Source organism: Bacillus sp. FSL K6-3176, assembly GCF_038003325.1.
GTDB classification, from domain to species: domain Bacteria; phylum Bacillota; class Bacilli; order Bacillales; family Bacillaceae; genus Bacillus; species Bacillus altitudinis.
Genome location: NZ_JBBOOX010000001.1, coordinates 2,494,226 through 2,516,296 on the forward strand (window position 1 = coordinate 2,494,226; position 22,071 = coordinate 2,516,296).

Consider the following 22,071-nt stretch of genomic DNA (forward strand, 5'->3'; position numbering starts at 1 on the left):
ACGTGAATCATTATGCTCTTACACCGAAAAATGCTTTCAGCTTTGCAAACATCCCTTTGTTTTCTTCTTCAAAGGATTGAAGAGGAACAGATTCACCTAGTACGCGGCGAGCAATATTGCGATACGCAATGGAAACTTTATTTTTAGCATCCATGACAATCGGTTCACCATTGTTTGAAGCCTTAATGACATCATCATCATCGGCTACAATGCCGAGAAGATCAATTGATAAATGATGAACAACTTCATCCACATCCATCGAATCGCCATTTTTCGCCATGTGTGTACGAATGCGGTTCACAATCAAACGAGGCGGTTCAATATCCTCTTGTTCCAGCAAGCCGATAATTCGGTCTGCATCTCTCACAGCTGAGATTTCAGGTGTCGTGACCACAATCGCTTTGTCAGCACCTGATACAGCATTTTTAAAGCCTTGCTCAATTCCAGCAGGGCAATCAATGACAACATAATCAAAGTCTTGTTTCAATGATTGAATTAATTCTTTGATCTGCTCCGGCTCTACCGCCGTTTTATCGCTTGTTTGAGCAGCAGGTAAAAGATACAACAGATCCTCGAACCGCTTATCCTTCACAAGCGCTTGGTGAATCTTGCATCTTCCTTCTACTACATCGACTAGATCATAAATAATGCGGTTTTCAAGCCCCATCACGACATCTAAATTCCGAAGGCCGATGTCGGTATCAACTAGACACACTTTTTTCCCTTGAATTGCTAGTGCTGTGCCTAAGTTTGCAGATGTTGTTGTTTTGCCAACGCCGCCTTTTCCTGAGGTAATCACAATAGCCTCGCCCAATTTCACATTCCTCCCTCAAGCCTTGTCAGATTAGGTCTTATATGAGCCAATTGCTGCAGGCGTTCAATGATCATATTGCCATCTATATCTAAATAAGCACATTCCATTTCATTTCCATCTTCTTTTTGATCCGGTGCACGGTTAAACACCTGTGCGATGCGAAGCTGGGTTGGAATCATATGAGATGCTGCAATCACAGCTTGCTTGTTTCCATTACATCCAGCATGCGCTACACCTTTTAACGCACCGAGCACAAAAATATTCCCCCCTGCACGAATGGTTCCGCCAGGGTTGACATCTCCTATTAATAAGAGATCCCCTTCGACATAAAGCACCTGTCCAGAGCGTACAATTTTTGCTACAGAAGTAATCTCAGCCTCTGCTTTTAAACGTCTCGCCTCTTCAGTTGACATGACGTCACTTTCAATAGAGTGAATGACAAGATGTTCATTTTCAGACACCGCTTCAGTTAAACGCGCCTCTTGATCCTCTGTTAAATATCGAAAACCAAGTTTAATATGCACATTGACTTTATGTCCTTCTCTTCCGTCTGTATATTGCTCAAGTAAAAGAACCTCTCGCAAGCCAGAAAGAAGGTCTTCAAACGAACAGTCATCATTTAACTGTAATGTTAATCCGTTTTTTGTACCTTTTATTGTCACATACTGCTGTTTTTGAGTTTTCAAGATGCTCACCTCAACAACATACTCATTTCGCCGTAATTGGACAAACTCCTGCTTTTATTCGTCGATCAGTCCTTGTTTCACATTGATGAAAAAGAGCCTAAGCGGCACAACAAGTATGAGAGACGCAGCAGTATTTAAAAGAATCGTTGGAATAAAGCGTTCGATGACATACGTATTAAAAGGCATAATATTTGGTTGAATCGTCGCTTGAACACCGTACACATAAAACTCCATCACTGCAACAGCAATCACCGACAGAAAGACAACGACTAACATATTCGTTTGGAGGACTTTGAAGGCTTTTGCTAACAAATAGCAGAGCGCACCAAAGCCAAACATATGAACACCAAGAATACCTGTATACGAAATATCATATAAAAGTCCAAAGACAAATCCATAAATCACACCATATTTTTGATTCACAAAAGCTGTCATAAATACAAGTGCGAGTAAGATGAAATGAGGTGCTAAAATTTGATTGTCTGAAACAAATGGGAGCTTCACTAAATCGACAAAAATACTGTCAAATACGAAAATAAACAACATGACGAAAGCAAGAAGGACACGTTTCACGAGCCTTCCTCCTTCGTTAATTGAGATGCATCTGCCGTACTTGTGCTGCGATTCACAACAATCACACGGTCTAAATTATTGAGTTCAGCAGCTGGTTCTACATAAATAATTTTTGTCAGTCCGTAATGGTCCGGCTCAATTTCACTTACCTTCCCAATCGTCAAGCCCTGCGGGAATACGCCCCCCGCTCCAGATGTTTCAACAAGATCTCCTTTTTTGACATCCCCATCAGCATCGGATTTTAAAATGTTCATTGTCAGCATTTTTTTCTTGCTGTCATAACCGTTAATAATTCCATTGAGTTCTTCTTTGCCCTTTTTCGCAAAAATTTTCGTTGAAATTCTATTATTTTGATCTGTAGAGCTTAGCAACCTTACAGTCGACGTAAAATTGTTGAGCTTATCACTTTCAATTTTCCCAATTAACGCACCGCTCTCATTGGTGACCGCCATATCTTTTTCAACGCCTTGTTTTTTTCCTTTATCAATCATGACAAAACTATCCCAAAGGGACGGGTTTCTCGCAATGACTGTTGAAAGAATGGGCGTGTAGTCACGAATAGAGTTCACATACCCGAGCTGCTTGCGAAGCTTTTTGTTCTCATCTTCTAGTTCTTGAAGTTTCGCCTCATATTGGGTTTGTCCATCAAGTTTTTTTCGAAGACGCTCGTTTTCATCATATGTGTTCTTTAAATCTTGTACGTTCCCATAAATACCGGCAATAAATTGTGATGGTTTATGAAAGACACCTTGAAAAAAGCCTGTCGTATCCCCCACTAATTTTTCCGGCCATGAAGCACCTCTGCCGCTTTTCACTGAAAAACCAATCATGGCCACCAGTACGATGACACAGACAAGGAGCAACATTAATCTTTTATTCATAAAAAACTGCGGCATGTCTTACACCTCTTTATTTACGCCCAATTATCGATTATCTTTAGATTTTCCTTTGAACAAGTGAATATGTTCTAGTGCTTTCCCTGTTCCGATCGCCACACAGTCAAGCGGATCTTCAGCAATAATGACCGGCATTTTTGTTTCATCACTAATGACTTTGTCAAGATTACGTAGCAATGCACCGCCGCCTGTTAATACAATTCCACGGTCCATAATATCTGCTGCCAGCTCAGGTGGCGTTTTTTCAAGTGTCATTTTGACCGCATCGACAATTGTTTCCACCGTATCGCGAAGCGCTTTTGCAATTTCTTCTGCCGTAATAGAGATCGTTTTTGGCAGACCTGTTAAAAGGTCACGGCCGCGAATGTCCATCTCATCATGTACGTCAGGCTGCGCAGAACCGATTTCCATTTTAATCGCTTCTGACGTGCGATCACCAATCATAAGATTATACGTTTTACGAATGTAGCTGCTGATCGCATCATCCATTTCGTCTCCTGCAACACGGATCGATTGAGATGTCACAATACCGCCAAGTGAAATAATGGCTACTTCTGTTGTACCGCCGCCAATATCTACAACCATGCTTCCAGTTGGCTCCCATACAGGAAGGTTAGCACCGATTGCCGCAGCAAATGGCTCTTCAATAGGGTATGCGTCACGAGCACCAGCTTGTCTTGTTGCATCAATGACTGCACGCTCTTCTACTGCTGTAATACCAGATGGTACACACACCATCACGTACGGTTTACGAGCAAAAAGCCCTTTACCTTTTAATGCTTGATTAATGTAATATTTCATCATTGTTGCTGTCGTCTCGTAGTCTGCAATGACTCCGTCTTTCATTGGGCGCAGTGCCACAACATTACCAGGTGTACGACCGATCATGTTTCTAGCGTCATTTCCAACCGCCACTATAGACTTCGTATCAGTTTCCAAAGCTACGACCGAAGGTTCTCTCACAACAATGCCTTTTCCTTTAATAAAAACAAGCGTATTCGCTGTTCCAAGATCTATTCCAAGGTCTTTTGTACCAATTCCAAACATATGTATGTATCTTCCTTTCTTAAACCAAAATTCCCTTTAGGGAAAAACTCATAAACTCTATTATATCGTAAAACATTGAAAAAAAAAGTGTTACAAATACCCTTTTTCCTTCAAACTCACAAATTTTTGATCACCGATCACTAGATGATCAAGCAGCTGTATTCCAATCAGCTTCCCACATTCAAAAAGTCGCTGTGTGACTTCAATATCTTCCCTGCTGGGCGTCGGATCTCCAGATGGATGGTTGTGCACACATATAAATGAAGCGGCCGAACGTTTAAAGGCCTCTTTAAAAATTTCGCGCGGGTGAACAATCGACGAATTTAGACTTCCGATAAACACAGTATGTTTATGAAGAACTTGATTTTTGGTATTGAGATAAAGACAAACGAAATTCTCCTGCGTCAAAAATCTCATATCTTCCATCACAAAATTCGCACCATCTTCCGGCGTGCGGATCACATAACGATTGTCCGTCGTTTGATGGTGTAATCTAGTGCCGAGTTCTAAAGCAGCTAAAAGAGAGATCGCCTTCGCTTTTCCAACTCCTCGAATCTTTGACAGTTCTTCAATCGAAGCTTCCTTCACAGAACGAAGACCACCAAATGTTTGTAAAAGTCTTGCGGACACTTGAAGAACTGATTCCTTTTTTGTGCCTGTTCTCAAAAGAATCGCGACAAGTTCATGGTTTGATAAGCTGCTTGGACCATATTTGACAAATCGTTCGCGCGGCTTTTCATCATGAGGAAAATGCTTCAGCAGCATAGGGAAATGATTCAAGATCTACACTCCTTTTTTGATTCCTTCCCGTCATCAAAAAGGGGTGATACCAAATGTTTCAAGCACTCTGACTGTTTTAGCAATAGGGAGTCCTACAACGGAAAAATAATCACCGTCTATTTTTTGTACAAACAGGGCACCTTTTCCTTGAATGCCGTAGCTTCCAGCTTTATCAAGAGGCTCACCTGTTTCAATATAGCGGTCTATTTCATCTTGTGTAAGCGGCCAAAATGTCACGTCTGTCTGTTCATAAAATGTTTCTTTTCTATTCTCTGATTGAATCGTGACACCAGTCAAGACTTGATGTGTCTTACCTGACAATAATTGAAGCATTGAGGCTGCATCTTCCTTGTCTTTTGGCTTTCCAAGACATTTGCCATCAATTGCAACAATTGTATCTGCACCAATGATCACAGCTTTGGGATGTATTTTTTGAATATCATTTGCTTTTTGTTCTGCCAACCATTGGACGTTCTCAGCAGGAGAAAGGTTTCGATTTATTTCTTCTTTTAAATCACTTGCTTGAATGTCATAAGAAAACCCTGCTAAATCAAGCAATTCTTTTCTTCTAGGTGATTGAGATGCGAGTATTAACTGGTTCATGTTTGTTCATCCTTTCAGGGTTTAGCCTAAGAAGTAAGATACCCATTCACCCTATCAAATGAATATCTTACCGACAATTGACGAAAATGCCATTTTCATGTTCCTACATCATTATGTTGGAAGCAAAAGAAAAAAACTAGTCATTTTTTGACTAGTTTGGCTGTTAAAAACATGATTTTACGTATTTAGTTGATCTAATAGCGCTTGCTGAGATTTCCAGCCATTTTCAGCAGATGGGTCATTTAAAAGCTGAACAGCTTTCAGCAAACTGCTTTTAGCTGGTGCGTCGGTTGTTTTGGCATTTTCGAGTTCAGAAATCAGCTGAGTGACTTCTTTTTGATCCACATCATCTCCTGCAATCATCTTAGAGGATAAGACAGATGCCTTCTCTATTAAACCTGTCAGCTCATCCGGCACTTGAAACGAGAGCTCTTTTCCTCCCCATGCTTCAAAGTGCTGATCGATCAATTTTTTCCCAACGGCACTTGTCATGCCTTGTTCTGTGGCAAGTCCGGCAATCACATAATATCCATCATCCATTGATACCTTTTTACCTGCATATCCTGCCTCTTTTAAACTGTCCACTAAGTCATCTGCTCCTTTTTCAGAAGAAAACTTTCCAGCCTGCACCACAAAGGTTGAAAAATGACCTGATGCACTTTTTTCACCTTCATTGTCCTTTGACGTATCTGCAAGATCAGCCGGTGGTGCATCTCCCCCAGCTTTCGCCGAAGGCCCGCTTCCAGATGCTGAGACGCTGATATGATCGCCTCCTGATGGATTGGCAGATCCATCTTTACTTAAACTTAGTGCAAATACACCGAGGCCTGTCCCTAGAACGACTGCAAACACAATCGTTGTCATCACTCGTTTGAAGGGACCGCGGTTTTTACTGAACTTCTGGTCAAAAGAACCTTTTTTCTTTTGATAAGGTGTGACGACCTTTGGATCCGAATGGTAAATGTGATCAGCTGCATCGTCCCATTGAAAATCTTCTTCTTTCGGTTTGGACGGTTCTTCCTCGGAAGCGGCTGTCTCCTGTTCCGACTGCCTCTTTTCCTCCCAGTTCGAAAACGTCACTTGATCCCCTTGCTGTTTTTGAGGTTGATGATCTTCTTCATGCAGCATTTCTTCCTTGCCATTAATATTGACCTTTAACCCTTGTTTTTTTGCCTGCCTTTTTTTCACTGTCATTCCCCGCTTTCTGACATTGTTTGTAAGAAAGACCTTTCTGTCCAATGAAATAGCGCGAATGTAACCCGTCCTTCTTTCTGTTTCACACTTTAACATAGCCAATAAAAAAAAGAACAAGACTTTTGTCGGCAGGTTCAAAAAGTGTTCGCCAATTTTCTCATCCAAAAAAATGACCAATTGGGCTTAACAAATCACCACAAAAAAAGATAAAGCCAGAAAGAACAAGCGATGGCAGGAACAAAAGGAAAGGGTTCATTTGCCTTGTAAGAAAACACCTTTGCGTAAACCATTCCCGTGACAGACGAAAGAAAAAGAATGATCAGAAATGGCTTAAATCCGAAGCAAAATGCAAGCACACCAAATAGTTTGACATCCGCTCCCCCCATACTATTTGGCTTGAATTGTTCTAAACTATAAAACAAAAGAAGACAAATAAGAAGAGATGCCACTCCTTCCCACCAAATAAAAAGCGGTTCTTGCGTGCGGTATATGACGAAAAGAGGAAAAAAGAAGAGAAAGAGCTCGTTGGGTACTCTCATATAAAAAAGATCGCTCACGACAGCAATCACGAATAAACTACATAGACTCACAAGAAAAAGGCCCTCAAAAGAGAAACCAGCATGTCTATAAACGAGTAAAAAAAGGCCGCCTGTCAACAGCTCAACCAGTGGATAAAGCAAAGAGAGCCTGGTTCCACAATGCTTACATGACCCTTTCAATACAGCATAAGAAACAAGCGGGAGCATGTCGTGAAAAGAAAGCGGCTCTTTACAAGCTCCGCAGTGTGAACGAGGAAAAAGAATAGACCGCTTCATTGGAAGCCTCTCACCAACTAGATGAAAAAATGATCCCATGACCATGCCTGTGAAAAACATAAAAAAATCGATCATATTAGGTGACTCCTTCCGGAAATAGAATAGACCGGATTGTACCATAGCGATTCACCTTTGATCACCTTGCGAAAACGTGATTTTCCCCCTCTCCTACATATCAAAAGAAAAAAGACGCACATTGCATAGAAGCAATTTGCGTCTTTTCCTTACTGTAAAATACGACTTCGTACATCTGAGATAAAATAAAGCGAACCTGTCACCAGAATCATTGCTGCAGGGTCAGCGCTTTTTTTCTGAATGAATTCAAGCACTGTACGAGGGTCTTCATCAAACGATTTTGCTTTTAAATGGCTGCAAGCATAAAGCTTTTCCGCTGATTCAGCTCTTGGAAAGTCAAAGGAAACAAAATGAATCGATGAACTAATCCTTTCAAGCTTTTCGATCATTTGTTTGTAAGGTTTATCTTTTAACGCACTAAAACAAACATGAACCTGTTTACTGGAAAAATGAGCTTGTACAGTTTCGATTAAACGGTCCATTCCTTCTTCGTTATGAGCACCATCTAAATAAACAAGAGGCTCATCTTGGATCTTTTCAAATCTTCCAGCCCACACCGCTTGCCGAATTCCTTCATACACTTGCTCATCTAGCACATGGATATATCCTTCTTGCTCCAGCCATTCGATCAGTAGAACGGCAAGGGAGGCGTTCTGCCTTTGATGCGTTCCGATTAACCCTGTCTCTAGCTGCGAGTACTCCCTTTTTGGGGTAGTGAATGTGAAGCGTTCACCTGTTTCAGTCGGCCGCTGGTCCTTAAAGGTACAAGTATCATGTAACGAGATAAACGGCGCATTTTTTTCTTCTGCTTTGTGTTGAATCACAGTAAGAGCTTCCGCTTGATGAACGGCCGTGATCATCGGAATCCCAGCTTTAATAATGCCCGCTTTTTCTGCTGCAATCTGATCAAGTGTGTCGCCTAAAATGGCCATATGATCGTGACCAATCGACGTAATTGCTGTTAAGATGGGCGCTGCCACATTTGTAGAATCAAGTCTTCCGCCAAGCCCTGTTTCCAAGAGGACAAAGTCTACTTGGTGCACATGGGCAAAATAAGCAAACGCACATGCTGTAATGATCTCAAACTCTGTTGCTGCACCAAGTTCTGTATCATCTAATTCATCAACTAAAGGCTTGATGTCGTTCACCAAACTCAGCCACTCTTCGTCCAAAATCGGCTCCCCATTTACACTAATTCGTTCATTGAACGTTAAAATAAATGGAGAGGTGAAGGTTCCAACTGAATAGCCCGCTGACTGTAAAATGGACCGAGTAAATGCAATCGTTGATCCTTTTCCATTTGTTCCAGCCACATGCACCGCTTTTATTTTTTGTTCAGGATGGTCTAGTCTGTCCATCAGCCATTTCATTCGTTCAAGTCCCGGTTTGACACCGAAAGCGAGTCTGCTATGAATCCATTCAATGGCTTCATGATAGGTTGTAAACAATGTCATCTCTCATTTCATACGGAATTTTCAAAAAAGACGACTCCATTCCGTTAGGAGCCGTCTTTTCAACATTATGCTTTCAGCTCTTCAATACGTTTTTGAACAGCTTCGCGTTTTGCGACATAATCACGTTCTTTCGCACGCTCTTCTTCTACGACGCTTTCAGGCGCTTTTTTCATAAAGCCTTCATTCCCAAGTTTTTTCTGTACGCGCTCAACTTCTTTTGTCAGCTTATCAAGCTCTTTTTGCAGACGGGCAATTTCTTCGTCTAAATTGATTAAACCTTCAAGCGGAAGAATGAGCTCTGCTCCAGAAATAACTGCTGTCATCGCTTTATCACTAGCAGGAACATCGGTGCCAATTTCAAGCACACTTGGATTCGTAAAGCGTTCAATATATGAACGGTTCTTCTCTAAACGTTCCTGTACATCAGATGTGGATGCTTTGATATATAGCTCGACTTGTTTGCTCATTGGTGTGTTGACTTCACTGCGAATGTTACGAACAGAACGAATCAGTTCAACAAGCAGTTTCATATCAGCAGAAGCTTGTTCGTTGGAAAGCTCCGGCTTCACTTCAGGCCATGCCGCTACAGTAATGGACTCACCTTCATGAGGTAGATGCTGCCAGATTTCTTCTGTTAAGAACGGCATAAACGGATGAAGAAGTCTCATCGTTTGATCTAATACATACGCAAGGATCGAACGAGTCGTTTTCTTCGCTGCTTCATCTTCTCCATAAAGCGGAAGTTTCGCCATTTCAATGTACCAATCACAGAAATCATCCCAAATGAAGTTGTATAAATGTCTGCCCACTTCACCGAATTCATACTTGTCAGCAAGCTGTGTGACACTTTCAATCGTTTCATTTAAGCGTGTTAAAATCCATTGATCAGCAACTGATTTTTCTCCTGTTAAATCAAGCTCATCGTACGTTAAACCATCCATATTCATGAGAGCAAAACGGGATGCGTTCCAAATTTTGTTCGCAAAGTTCCAAGTGGATTCAACCTTTTCAAAGCTAAAACGTAAATCTTGACCTGGAGAGCTTCCAGTCGCTAAGAAATATCTCAATGAATCCGCTCCGTACTTGTCGATGACCTCCATTGGATCAATTCCGTTGCCAAGTGACTTACTCATTTTACGCCCTTGTTCATCGCGAATAAGACCGTGAATGAGGACATCTTTAAATGGTTTTTCTCCTGTGAATTCAAGACCTTGGAAGATCATACGGGATACCCAGAAGAAGATGATGTCATAGCCTGTTACAAGCAGATTGGTTGGGTAGTAGCGCTTGAAGTCTTCACTTTCTGCATCTGGCCAGCCCATTGTAGAGAAAGGCCAAAGCGCTGAACTAAACCATGTATCAAGTACATCGTTATCTTGCTCCCAGTTTTCAATATCTTCTGGCGCATCAAGTCCCACGTATACTTCCTTCGTTTCTTTATGATACCAAGCCGGGATGCGGTGTCCCCACCATAGCTGACGAGAAATACACCAGTCACGGATATTTTCCATCCAGTGTAAATACGTCTTTTCAAATCGGTCTGGAACAAATTGAACTTGCTCATCACCTTTTTGCAGATTGATGGCTTCATCTGCGAGCGGCTGCATTTTCACAAACCATTGTGTTGATAAATATGGCTCCACTACAGCGCCACTGCGCTCACTGTGACCAACTGAATGCATGTGGTCCTCAATTTTGAACAAAATGCCTTCTTCTTGAAGATCTTTCACAAGCTGTTTACGACATTCGAAGCGGTCCATTCCTTTGTATTGAAGTGCGTTTCCATTCATTGTGCCATCTTCATTCATCACAAGAATGCGCTCTAGGTTATGACGGTTTCCAAGCTCGAAGTCATTCGGGTCATGAGCCGGCGTTATTTTTACAGCTCCTGATCCAAATTCCATATCGACATAGTCATCCCCGACGATTGGAATCTCTCGGCCTGTAATTGGTAAAACAACTGTTTTCCCAATCAAATGCTGATAGCGTTCATCTTCAGGATGTACAGCGACTGCCGTATCTCCCAGCATCGTTTCAGGTCTTGTTGTCGCAATTTCAATCGAACCGGATCCATCTGCAAGCGGATATCTCAAGTGATAAAACGCACCTTGCACATCCTTGTAGATGACTTCAATATCAGAAAGGGCCGTTTTTGTTGCTGGGTCCCAGTTAATGATGTATTCTCCGCGATAGATCAATCCTTTTTCATACAATTGAACAAACACTTGGCGGACTGCTTTATTCAAGCCTTCATCTAATGTGAAACGCTCACGCGAATAGTCTAGACCTAGACCCATTTTCGCCCACTGGCTGCGAATAAAATCGGCATACTCTTCTTTCCACTTCCACGTTTCTTCTACAAATTTTTCACGCCCGAGATCATAGCGGCTCACGCCTTCTTCGCGAAGCTTCGCCTCTACCTTGGCTTGTGTTGCAATACCCGCATGGTCCATTCCTGGCAGCCATAAAACATCATAGCCCTGCATCCGTTTCATACGAGTCACGATGTCTTGAAGGGTTGAATCCCAAGCATGCCCTAAGTGTAATTTTCCTGTCACGTTTGGTGGAGGAATGACGACTGTATATGGATCTTTCGTTTTGTCATTTTGTGCTTCGAAGAATTTCCCTTCAAGCCAGTACGTATAGCGGTCTTTTTCAATCGCATTTGGATCGTACTTTGTTGGCATTTCTTGATTATTTGTTTCCATTTGTGTTACCTCCACATTTTTTCGGCTGATGAAACATAAAAAAGCCTTCTCATCCTTATAAAAGGACGAAAAAGCTTTTTCGCGGTACCACCTTTTTTCACGAAACACTTAGACGTGTCCCGTACTCTCTAAAGGATAACGGGGATCTCCCGAATTTCTCTACTACATGTTTCAAGAAATTAAGCTCACAGGCGACCTTCCAAACAAGTGCATCCTAGAAAACCTTTCAGCTATTGGTTTCCCTCTCTTTAGGGTCTTGCTCGTACTCTTCCTGATCCACGCTTACGATATATCACGTTCATCAGCTTATACTCATCTTTTATTAATATTACTAAATGCCTTTTGTTTTCGTCAATCATCTTTTCCGCTTTTCTTCTTCTTTATACAAATTGGGCAGGCACCCTTTGCCTCTTTGCCCATATGATAATAACAAAATAAAGAAGGAGGGCGTTTTATTTTGAAAAAGATCAATCCTTACACACTCCCCCCATGGCTTAGACAAATTCGGGCAGTTGCCTCCCAAGTCGTTCTCCCGATTGCCATATTTCAAGGCTTTCGCACGATCATTTTTCCCACAACATTTGACGTCCTCATCTTAGGAATTCTTATATTTCTCGCCTGTGCCTTTCACCTTGATTGGTTTTAAGGGAGCTGAAAGCTGCAGGCTCACTCTTATGTATAGGTCATCCCTCGTTAGACATTTCATAGCGCAACAGCAAACAACCTCGTCACTCTTCTGATGACGAGGCATTTTGTTCTTCTTCAAGGCGTCTAGCCTGCTCAATTTCGTGTATTTTCATGACGGTCGGCTCAGAATTTTTCATTTGCCAATACGCCCTTAACAGCTCCTGACAACTTTCCATCTCATCCTGTCCGCCTGCTTCATAGGCTTTCACCGTATCAAACAAACCCTGCGGATAAGCGAGGTAGCTCAAGAACAAATGAATCTCTTCCTCACGAAGTTTATTTCCCTTTTGATACGTATAAAACAAAGATGTGCATTCAGGACAAGGAGTAGGGTAGGTTTTGAATGTGCGATAGTAAAAGGTCAAAAGGTCATATATGGGGGCAGCCTTTTTGGACCGCTCAAAATTGGTGAAATGTCCTGTACCTACATCATTGTACAAAAAGTGATGGATTGACAATTGCCCATGGTTTAACACAATACGTGTCGTCTCTTGGTCTTTCATTTCCTCATGCCAATCCTCTAAACGTTCAAGTGCAAATTCACTTGCAGACATCGCTTCTGAAAAATACATAGCAGCAGCCAGCTCAAATGGCGACATATACCATGTTTGTTCTGCCCGCTCGATAAATCGTTCATACATGTCTTTCTCTGTTTCCCATTTGCTTTTCATTTGGGTGTAGTGAGCCTCTATTTCCTGCTCAGTAATGTCCATCATGACTTCTGTTCGTTTATGAAGTCTTGCAATCTCTTGAAATAAATATTCATGTTTATCGTCCTGCTCTTCTCTCTTTTCATTGGTCAGCCATGGCATGAGGTAATACGTGTACTGGCTTTCTCGATGATTAGAGAAAAAGGAACCGCTCTTCGTGCGATAAATCGGCACAAAGGAGCGATAGCCTTTTGATTCTAGTTCAAGCATTTGCTCTGTAAATTGCATTTGTCGATGGGGTTTTACTCGCTTTAGTGCAAATACGCCCTGCTTTGTATACACTCTAACGACAGCTGGACTGACAGGTTCGATATATTCAGCCTCAAGCCCATATTCGTATAGGACAGATTGGATTTCATCCACGTTCTCTCACCACATTTTCTCGGTCCATCATCTCATACTATGCATTGCTTTTTTGATATTCAGGAATATAAAGAATCTGCCCTTCTTCAAGCTCTGCATCCACCGACAATGAATTCGTTCGAAGGAGCTGCTGCACATTCAACTGATATCGCTCACAAATACGATCGACCGTATCTTCTTGCTGAACTATACATATTTTCATGCGAGAAAAATCTTCCTCCTCCTGCTTAGCGAACAGCTTCGTTAAATAAAGAGAATTCTCACTGCCAGACGCTTCTCTCTGGTCATGTTCAAACTCCTCAGCTTCTTGAGCTGATTCATACACCTTTGGTGCTTCACGTTCATATAATCGTTCGAACTGATAGCTGTCATCCCGCTCTTCCTGCGTCTGTTCCATCTGATGAGCAGGTGATTCAAAGGCTGGATAAGCTGGCGGCTCTTCTTCTTCCTTGCTCTCTGCTTCAGGGTCTTTCCTCACTTCCACCTCAAAGAACGTATCATCCCGCTCCTCTTCTTCTAACAGTTTAGGCGGGTCAAAGAATGGCGGCTCTTGTACTTGAGCTTCTGGGAAGGAACGATACCCAAGCGCCACGGCTTCTTCTTCCTCATATTCCTCCTCTTCTTCTGCTTCTTCCACCATCACCGTCTCGATGTTTATTTCATCCTCTTCTTGTTCAGTTCGCGCTTCATGTTGCAAAACGGCCTGCTGTTCTGCATTTTCTTCATGCTCTTCACGTGGCAGCATTTCTTGCTCTTCATATTCAGACTGCGCCTGATATTCATAAGTGACATCGCCATATTCCTCTTCAGCACGATGGACAAATTCATATGGCTCTTCTACAAGCGGTTCAGGCGTTCCTTCATCTAACAGACCTTCAATGGCCAAATCAGCCTGAATCGTGAGCAAACGGCTTTCTGTCAGCTGGTAATCAAATGCATCAATAAACACAAATACATCATTTAAATGACTAATTTTGTTCTTGGGGATCGTGATATCCACCGGAAATTGATGCAGCAGCTCAGCCGTTCCGTCCTCTCTTACCTTCACCTCATCAGCCTGCCTGTATGATGCATAGGAACTGGATTCACCCATTAGCTCCTCTTGATTTATGTTGTATTCTCCTGTTAGCTCGAGTGAACCTCTAATGGAAACATAATCATTCACTTCTTGAACGAGAATGTCAGGATCGAGAGAAATTGACAGCAACTCACTGACTTCCTGTCCGTTTTTGAAATAAATGGACTCTTCTACCGAAAACTGTAATCGATTGTTTTGAGACAAGTCGGTGTCCTCCTTTCATCTAATCCTTCAAAATAAAATTAGATGTCAATACAGGTGTATGAAAGAGGCGGTGAAAATATGATTGGTTTTATGCAAAGCAAAAAGCCGATATGTCTCCATATCGGCTCAGCGTGTAGACAAACCCTCGCATTCGGTGTCAGTCCTGCGCGCTGGTGCTCACGAATGTCAAATTCGCTCCGCTCCGGTGCTCGTCCTTCCTAGACTGCAAAGGTTTTCTTTCACGCTGAAAAGAAGACAAAGGGCTAAAATAAAGTTCATTTTAACCCTTTGTCAACGATCTAAGCCGATATGTCTCCATATCGGCTTTTGGTTACTGAGCTAATTTTTGAAATACCTTTTCAACTGTCTCAATTGTATACTCGATGTCTTCATCCGTATGAGCAGTTGAGAGGAACAGCCCTTCGAATTGTGAAGGTGGAAGGAAGATGCCGTGATCAGCCATTTCCTTGTAGAATTCAGCGAATAAAGCGAGGTCAGCTGTTTTCGCTGTATCGTAATTGACGACTTGTTCGTTTGTAAAGAAGAATCCAATCATGGAACCTGCACGGTTAAATGTTAGTGGAATCCCATGTGCTTTCGCCGCTTTTGAAATGCCTTCTTCCAAACGATCTCCTTTGCGTCTAAACTCTTCATAAGACTCAGGTGTCAGCTGTTTTAATGTTTCAAGACCTGCTGTCATCGCAAGCGGGTTACCGGATAACGTTCCTGCTTGATATATCGGGCCGCTTGGCGCAATTTGTCTCATAATGTCCGCTCTACCGCCATAAGCACCAACTGGCAGGCCGCCTCCGATGACTTTACCAAGACATGTCAGATCAGGCGTAATGCCAAAATAGCCTTGGGCACAATGATAATCCACACGGAAGCCTGTCATGACCTCATCAAAAATGAGTAAAGAGCCATATTGCTCAGTGATGTCTCTCAATCCTTGCAAGAAACCTTCTTGCGGAGGGACAACCCCCATATTTCCTGCAACTGGTTCTACAATGACACCTGCAATGTCGTCTCCAAATTCTTCAAAAGCGACTTTGATGCTTTCTAAATCATTGTATGGAACGGTGATCGTATTGCTTGCTGTACCTTCAGGGACACCAGGGCTATCCGGAAGTCCAAGCGTTGCCACACCCGAACCAGCTTTAATGAGCAAAGAATCACCGTGGCCATGATAACAGCCTTCAAATTTCACAATTTTGTTTCTGCCTGTAAAACCACGTGCTAGACGAAGCGCACTCATCGTCGCCTCTGTTCCAGAGCTGACCATACGAATGACCTCAATAGAAGGAACTCGTTCTGATACAAGCTTAGCTAATTCATTTTCAACTAAAGTAGAAGCACCGAAGCTTGTACCATGTTCAGCTACTCGCTGAATGCTTTTAACCACACGGTCATTCGTATGCCCTAAAATAAGCGGTCCCCACGATAAGACATAATCAATATATTCATTTCCGTCAATATCGTATATTTTTGCGCCTTTGCCTCGTTCCATAAAAATCGGGTCTGTATTGACTGATTTAAATGCGCGCACAGGGCTGTTCACACCACCCGGCATTAACTGCTGCGCTTCTTTAAATGCTTGCTTTGACTTTTCATAGCTACGTCCCATTTCAATGTCCTCCTGTCTATCCGTTCTTTATTCTGAGAGCCATTTCGCTGCATCTTTTGCATGATACGTAATGATTAATTCTGCGCCTGCACGTTTCATGCTAGTCAGCATTTCAAGAACAAGCTCTTTTTCAGAAATCCAGCCATTTTGAGCTGCTGCTTTCACCATTGCATACTCTCCGCTCACATTGTACGCAACAACAGGAAGTGTAAATTCATTTTTCACATCACGCATGATATCTAAGTATGAAAGTGACGGCTTCACGATCAGAAAGTCAGCGCCTTCTTCTACATCAGACTGCGCTTCTCTCAGTGCTTCTAAGCGGTTTGCAGGGTCCATTTGATACGTTTTACGATCTCCAAACTGCGGTGTGCTATGCGCCGCATCACGAAACGGACCGTAAAAAGCACTTGCATATTTCACAGCATATGACATGACAGGCACATGAACAAAGCCGGCCTCATCAAGCGCATCACGAATTGCGATAACAAAGCCATCCATCATGTTTGATGGAGCAATGATATCTGCACCTGCACGAGCCTGACTGACAGCGGTTTTCGCTAAGAGCTGAAGAGATTCATCATTTAAAACTTCTCCATCTTCAACGATTCCACAATGTCCGTGATCTGTATATTGGCATAAGCAAGTATCAGCAATGACCACAAGCTCAGGGAAATGCTTTTTGATTTCAAGCGTTGCTCTTTGAACAATCCCATGATCGTGATAAGCTTCACTGCCTACATGGTCTTTATGGTCTGGTACCCCAAAAACAATGATAGATTTAATCCCAAGGTCAACAAGCTCTTGGACTTCTTCTTTCACAAGATCAACTGAAATGTGATAGACACCCGGCATTGAAGGGACTTCTTTCCGGACATTCTCTCCCTCTACAAAAAAGATGGGATAAATGAAATCAGAGGGTCTTAAAAATGTTTCTCTCACCAATTCTCTCATTCCTGCGCTTGTACGCAATCTGCGGTGTCTGTTAAATTTCATCATTGGTTCAACTTCCTTTCAGATAAACGGCACATCAAATCAAGCATCCCGTCTATCGTATAAGTATCTGGGGTTTCAGAAGAAATCCCGTATTGAAGCAGCGCCTCTTGTGTAAGAGGACCGATGCTCACAAAACATGTGTCTGATGCAGCTAATCTATCGATATCAGCCTCCATGGCGTGCATAAAAGAATGAACAGTGGAGGAGCTTGTAAATGTAATAAAATCAAATGATTGCTCCATCATTGCCGACTTGAGTGCGATAATTCCGTCCTCATCCTTCACTGTTTCATATATAATCCACTCTTTTACGTCAATGCCAAGCGGAACGAGGGTATTCTTCACCACATCTCGTGACAAGTGGCCTTTTGCTACAAAGACACATTCTTCTGGGTGTACATGATCAATTAAAGCATCTGCCAGTTCTTCTGCTATAAATCGCTCTGGAACCACATCCACTTTTAGGCCGTGCTGCATCAGATAGGCAGATGTTTTTTCACCTACAGCCGCCACTTTCAAGTGGGATAAGCTTTGATGTAATTGATGCTTCTCTATATAACTGAGAAAAAAAGACGCACCATTTACACTTGTAAACACAAGCCAATGGCTTGCTTCTAAATCTTCTAAAAATGCCTTCGCTTTTTCTTTTGTCAGCGTTGGTTCAAACCTGATAAGAGAGGTTAAAACAGCATGGCCGTTCAGCGCTTCAATTTTCTGCTGAAACGCACCCGCTTGACGTTCATTTCGAGTGACAAGCACCGTCTGTCCGTAAAGCGATTTGGCTATCGTCATTGGGAAGACAGATCCTTTTTCACCTTGTCGATCAAATCTTTTGCTCCCTTATCCGCCATTTGCTTCGCACATGCTGTTCCGATTGCCTCAGGGTCAGTACCTGTTACGGTTTCTCGAATAATCGTATGGCCGTCCGCAGATGCCACAAGACCTGTCAATTCAATTTCATCACGCTCATTCATCGTTGCGTAACCAGCGATCGGCACTTGACAGCTTCCATCCATTTGCTTAAGGAAGGCTCTTTCAGCAAGGACCGTTTTCTTTGTATACTCATTTGTGAATTGAGCTAACAGCTGCAAGAGCTCTTCGTCATCTCCCCGACATTCTATCGACAATGCGCCCTGCCCCACAGCAGGAAGGCAAGTATCAGGAGATAAAAATTCCGACACGACTTCTTGACTCCAGCCCATTCTAGACAATCCGGCAGCCGCTAGAATAATCGCATCATACTCTTCATTTTTCAGTTTTTCGAGTCTCGTATCAATGTTTCCACGGATCCATTTAATCTCAAGATCTGGTCTCTTCTGAAGAAGCTGGGCACTGCGCCGTAAGCTGCTCGTTCCCACAACCGCTCCCTTTGGTAGTTCATGAAGACGGAGATGATCCTTTGAAATCAACGCATCCCGCACATCTTCACGCTCAGGAATACAGCCGATGACTAAACCTTCTGGAAGAGAAGCCGGCATATCTTTCATGCTGTGTACTGCCATATCGATATCATGGTTCAGCATTGCCTGTTCAATCTCTTTAACAAACAGACCTTTTCCGCCAACCTTTGATAAGGTCACATCTAAAATTTGATCACCCTTTGTCACAATCTCTTTAATTTCAAAAGAATAAGAAGGGTTTAGTTCAGACAACTTTTGAATGACCCATTTTGTTTGTGTAATCGCAAGTTTGCTTCGTCTAGAACCTACTTTAATTGTACGCATTACGTCTTCCTCCCGACAATGCCCTTAAGACTCATCATTATTGAAACCAATGAAAGGTTGATAAGCTACCAAGCAGAAAATAATTGATCATCAGCACAAGAAATGAAGCGACATTCCATCGCGCCACGATTTTGCCCTGCATATTTCTCACCAGTCTAATGTATAAGTAAAAGCCGTATAAAAACAGCATAATAAACGAACCGAGCACCTTTGCATCTGTCCAGTACAACGTATCATACGAGATATATGCCCATATAATGCCAAGAATTAAACTAAGCAAGAGCATCGGCACGCCAATAATATTTAAGACATACGCCATGTGATCAAGCTTTGATAAGTCTTCAATTCTCAAAAGCCATTTTCCCCACTTTTTCTTTTTCAGCAAACGATATTGAAATAGATAGAGGAGTGAAAAAGCAAATGAAAGTGAAAAAGCGCCGTATGATAAAATGGCCATCGTAATATGAATGACGAGCAGCTCACTCGTCAGCTTTCCCGTCAGTTCGGCAGAATGAAGATCGGATGGTGTAAAGGTGTGAATCGCCATCATGGAAAAACCAATCACATTTGTAAAAAACACAATAAATTCAACACGTAATACTTTTGTCAAAACAAGTGACAATGTCACAAGCACCCACGTATAAAAATATAACCCCTCTGCTACATTCAACACAGGGAATCGGTCTGTTTCCATCATAATATAAAACATGTAGACTGTTTGCAGCAGCCAGACAATAGAAAGCAACCAGAAAGCCATTTTTCCAGCCTTCCGGTTGTGTTGAAGAAAATCTATGAAATAGAACAAGACACTGAGTGCATAGATCAAGATCGTCGCTTCGCCTAGTCTCGCTACAATGGATTCCATCATCGCCTAATCACTCACTGGCAACTGTAGCAAGGCCTTGTGCCATATTTGATTTGAACAGTTGAAATGCCCCTTGCTCCACCTGCATCGGCTCTGCCTTTTGCTCTTCATCTTCAACCTGTAAATCAAAGATTTCTTTAAAGAGTAAAAGCTTTTCCTCTGCATTCGGCTCCCCGGCAATTTCTTTGGCCTTTAAGATAGGATCTTTCAGCATTTGATTGATGATGCTTTTCGTATGTTTATTTAACAGCTTCATTTCACGATTTGTGAGGTTTGGAAGCTTTCGTTCGATGCTTTGCATCGTATCCGCTTGAATCGAGAGTGCTTTTTCTCTTAAAGCAGAAATCACAGGAACCACTCCGAGCGTATTAAGCCATTGTTTAAATTCCACAATTTCAGCTTCGATGAGAAGCTCCACCTCTTCAGCTACTGCACGGCGCTCTTTCAGGTTAGCTGCCACAATGCCCTCAAGGTCATCAATGTCATACAAAAAAGCACCTTCTACTTCAGAAATAGCTGGATCTAAATCACGCGGTACTGCAATATCCACCATGAATAGAGGTCTGCCTTTTCTATGTTTGTTCGCTTTTTCGACCATTTCTTTTGTAATCACAAATTGTTTAGCCCCAGTAGAGCTAATTAAAATATCCGCTTCAGATAATGTCTTTTCTAATTGATTCAAGCTCTTAGGCTCTCCTGAAAAACGGCCTGCCAGTTCTTTGGCCTTTTCGAACGTTCGATTGATGACTGTTACCTGGCCAATCCCTTGACCTTGAAGGTTTTGAGCCGCCAGCTCGCCCATTTTACCCGCACCAAGAATAAGGACATGCTTATCAGAAAGACGTCCAAAGATTTTTTTGGCAAGTTCCACTGCCGCATAGCTGACAGATACAGCATTAGACGCAATATCTGTTTCCGCATGAGAGCGCTTCGCAACTGTTACCGCCTGCTTAAATAAATAATTGAAAACGGTACCAATGGTCTTCTCCTCTTGAGCAACTTTAAAGCTTGAGCGCACTTGACCGAGTATTTGTGTTTCACCAATGACCATAGAATCAAGTCCACAGGCAACCCGGAATAAATGCTCAACCGCTCCATCATTTTCATAAAACTTCAAATATGGAGAGACATCTTCTTTTTCTAAACCGAACCAATCTGCTAAAAATCTTTTTATATAAAACCGACCAGTATGAAGCTGATCTACAACTGCGTAGATCTCTGTTCGATTACATGTTGAGATGACGATATTCTCTAGAATGCTTTTTTCTTCTTTAAGCTTGGACATCGCTGTTCCGAGCTCGCTCGGTTCAAAGCTCAGCTGTTCCCGTATCTCAACAGGGGCTGTTTTATAATCTAAACCCACAACAAGAATATGCATAACTTCAGCTTGCACCCCCAACGCCCTGTCTAATTTATAATAATTACAATATAGAATTTATTATTTATAATGATTATAACATATATTCATTTTTAACTGGATAAAAATTGTGAACAGATTTCAAAAATGTTGTGATATAGTAGAAAAATGTTCGACATCGAATGCCATATCATCACTTCAAGCAATTTACCAGATTTGGCGCGTGCGGACAAATGATCTGCTTATAAGAAGGTGACATCTTTGAAGAAGAAATCTATTTTGCTGCCGCTCACTTTGCTGGCTGTAGCGCTATATGCCATTCTCTCAGGAGATCAATTTGACATTTGGAAAGATCAGGAGAAATGGTATACACTTGTACTGCTTTTTGGCCTTGCTTTCTTATATCAAGGAAAGAAGGAACAGGAAACCTCTCATGTGTTTATCGGTATGCTCATGACAGGCCTTGCGCTACACTTTATCCTTCAGCCGAAATTAGAACACTGGCCAGATACATTTACGATGATTGTGTTCATCATCGGCCTCGCACTTTTGATGAAATCATCACAGAAAAAGGAATATCGAATAGAAAGTGTTGTTCTCATTGCACTCGGTCTATTCCTTTATTTCTTTCAACAAATTACGAAGCAACTTAGCACACTTGCGATCCCTACTTCCGGTTTTGAATTGTACTGGCCATATGTATTGATTGCTGTCAGTCTCCTCTTATTATTTTTAAAAAGGAAATAACTTATACAATATAATTGTTTGATAAGCCATCAATTGGATGTTTTATAATACACATCTTACGAGAAGAATAAG

20 protein-coding genes, 1 pseudogene and 1 other annotated feature are annotated in these 22,071 nt (G+C 42.0%); of the genes and pseudogenes, 2 read left to right on the forward strand and 19 right to left on the reverse strand.

Translation table 11 applies throughout. The features are described 5' to 3' along the window. Positions 1–10: 10 nt before the first annotated feature. The 11 genes from minD to MHB38_RS13080 all read right to left on the reverse strand — a co-directional run bounded on the left by minD (position 11) and on the right by MHB38_RS13080 (position 11,645). Positions 11–814: a septum site-determining protein MinD gene (gene minD, locus MHB38_RS13030; protein WP_017358134.1), complete on the reverse strand. Its 804-nt coding sequence runs from the start codon at positions 812–814 to the stop codon at positions 11–13. Between the two features lie 2 nt (positions 815–816). Further along, the gene (minC, locus tag MHB38_RS13035) at positions 817–1,500 is read right to left on the reverse strand and encodes a septum site-determining protein MinC (RefSeq protein ID WP_007501533.1); all 684 of its coding nucleotides are present in this window, start codon (positions 1,498–1,500) and stop codon (positions 817–819) included. 54 nt (positions 1,501–1,554) lie between these two features. Then, complete coding sequence (gene mreD, locus MHB38_RS13040) at positions 1,555–2,073, reverse strand: rod shape-determining protein MreD (protein ID WP_048002775.1); 519 nt, start codon at positions 2,071–2,073, stop codon at positions 1,555–1,557. Continuing rightward, a complete protein-coding gene (gene mreC / locus MHB38_RS13045) occupies positions 2,070–2,969 on the reverse strand; it encodes a rod shape-determining protein MreC (protein ID WP_007501536.1) in 900 nt (299 codons plus the stop codon). The genes mreD and mreC overlap by 4 nt, the downstream gene beginning before the upstream one ends. Positions 2,970–2,996: 27 nt before the next feature. Beyond that, positions 2,997–4,016: a rod shape-determining protein gene (locus tag MHB38_RS13050; RefSeq protein WP_007501538.1), complete on the reverse strand. Its 1,020-nt coding sequence runs from the start codon at positions 4,014–4,016 to the stop codon at positions 2,997–2,999. A 90-nt stretch (positions 4,017–4,106) separates the two neighbouring features. Continuing rightward, positions 4,107–4,781 carry a RadC family protein gene (radC, locus tag MHB38_RS13055; protein WP_026050121.1) on the reverse strand — a complete coding sequence of 225 codons (675 nt, stop codon included), beginning with the start codon at positions 4,779–4,781 and terminating at the stop codon, positions 4,107–4,109. 48 nt (positions 4,782–4,829) lie between these two features. Next, the gene (locus tag MHB38_RS13060; protein ID WP_007501543.1) at positions 4,830–5,399 is read right to left on the reverse strand and encodes a Maf family protein; all 570 of its coding nucleotides are present in this window, start codon (positions 5,397–5,399) and stop codon (positions 4,830–4,832) included. Positions 5,400–5,576: 177 nt separating this feature from the next. Next, on the reverse strand, positions 5,577–6,770 hold the full coding sequence (locus tag MHB38_RS13065) for an SPOR domain-containing protein (RefSeq protein ID WP_019743432.1): 1,194 nt from the start codon (positions 6,768–6,770) through the stop codon (positions 5,577–5,579). Positions 6,771–6,784: 14 nt separating this feature from the next. Next, entirely contained in the window at positions 6,785–7,528 is a 744-nt protein-coding gene (locus tag MHB38_RS13070; protein WP_341003605.1) for a prepilin peptidase, read from the reverse strand. A 104-nt stretch (positions 7,529–7,632) separates the two neighbouring features. Continuing rightward, entirely contained in the window at positions 7,633–8,937 is a 1,305-nt protein-coding gene (locus MHB38_RS13075; RefSeq protein WP_019743434.1) for a bifunctional folylpolyglutamate synthase/dihydrofolate synthase, read from the reverse strand. A gap of 65 nt (positions 8,938–9,002) precedes the next feature. Further along, positions 9,003–11,645, reverse strand: coding sequence for a valine--tRNA ligase (locus tag MHB38_RS13080; RefSeq protein WP_008342812.1), 2,643 nt, complete (start codon positions 11,643–11,645; stop codon positions 9,003–9,005). Between the two features lie 58 nt (positions 11,646–11,703). After that, positions 11,704–11,933: a binding site (T-box leader), on the reverse strand. A gap of 169 nt (positions 11,934–12,102) precedes the next feature. Between MHB38_RS13080 and MHB38_RS13085 the strand changes: the two genes are divergently transcribed. Then, the gene (locus MHB38_RS13085; protein WP_003216497.1) at positions 12,103–12,291 is read left to right on the forward strand and encodes a hypothetical protein; all 189 of its coding nucleotides are present in this window, start codon (positions 12,103–12,105) and stop codon (positions 12,289–12,291) included. An 82-nt stretch (positions 12,292–12,373) separates the two neighbouring features. Here MHB38_RS13085 and ysxE read toward each other — a convergent pair whose 3' ends face one another. The 8 genes and pseudogenes from ysxE to hemA form a co-directional block, all read right to left on the reverse strand. Next, positions 12,374–13,405 (reverse strand): spore coat protein YsxE, encoded by a 1,032-nt coding sequence (gene ysxE, locus MHB38_RS13090; protein ID WP_039964078.1) that lies wholly within the window; start codon positions 13,403–13,405, stop codon positions 12,374–12,376. Between the two features lie 802 nt (positions 13,406–14,207). Continuing rightward, positions 14,208–14,687, reverse strand: a pseudogene (locus MHB38_RS19570) (LysM peptidoglycan-binding domain-containing protein); the annotation flags it as partial. A 331-nt stretch (positions 14,688–15,018) separates the two neighbouring features. After that, positions 15,019–16,311: a glutamate-1-semialdehyde 2,1-aminomutase gene (gene hemL / locus MHB38_RS13100; RefSeq protein ID WP_202734310.1), complete on the reverse strand. Its 1,293-nt coding sequence runs from the start codon at positions 16,309–16,311 to the stop codon at positions 15,019–15,021. A gap of 27 nt (positions 16,312–16,338) precedes the next feature. Beyond that, positions 16,339–17,310, reverse strand: a complete 972-nt coding sequence (hemB, locus tag MHB38_RS13105; protein WP_202734309.1) for a porphobilinogen synthase — start codon at positions 17,308–17,310, stop codon at positions 16,339–16,341. Next, positions 17,307–18,098: a uroporphyrinogen-III synthase gene (locus MHB38_RS13110; protein ID WP_007501556.1), complete on the reverse strand. Its 792-nt coding sequence runs from the start codon at positions 18,096–18,098 to the stop codon at positions 17,307–17,309. The genes hemB and MHB38_RS13110 overlap by 4 nt, the downstream gene beginning before the upstream one ends. After that, positions 18,095–19,030: a hydroxymethylbilane synthase gene (gene hemC, locus MHB38_RS13115; RefSeq protein WP_025207728.1), complete on the reverse strand. Its 936-nt coding sequence runs from the start codon at positions 19,028–19,030 to the stop codon at positions 18,095–18,097. Before hemC ends, MHB38_RS13110 begins: the two co-directional genes overlap by 4 nt. Positions 19,031–19,067: 37 nt before the next feature. Next, positions 19,068–19,898: a cytochrome c biogenesis protein gene (locus tag MHB38_RS13120; protein ID WP_008342830.1), complete on the reverse strand. Its 831-nt coding sequence runs from the start codon at positions 19,896–19,898 to the stop codon at positions 19,068–19,070. Between the two features lie 7 nt (positions 19,899–19,905). Next, complete coding sequence (hemA, locus tag MHB38_RS13125; protein WP_048003357.1) at positions 19,906–21,273, reverse strand: glutamyl-tRNA reductase; 1,368 nt, start codon at positions 21,271–21,273, stop codon at positions 19,906–19,908. Positions 21,274–21,513: 240 nt separating this feature from the next. Here hemA and MHB38_RS13130 point away from each other — a divergent pair, with 240 nt between their 5' ends. Beyond that, positions 21,514–21,999: a hypothetical protein gene (locus MHB38_RS13130; RefSeq protein ID WP_341003614.1), complete on the forward strand. Its 486-nt coding sequence runs from the start codon at positions 21,514–21,516 to the stop codon at positions 21,997–21,999. The last annotated feature ends 72 nt before the right edge of the window (positions 22,000–22,071 follow it).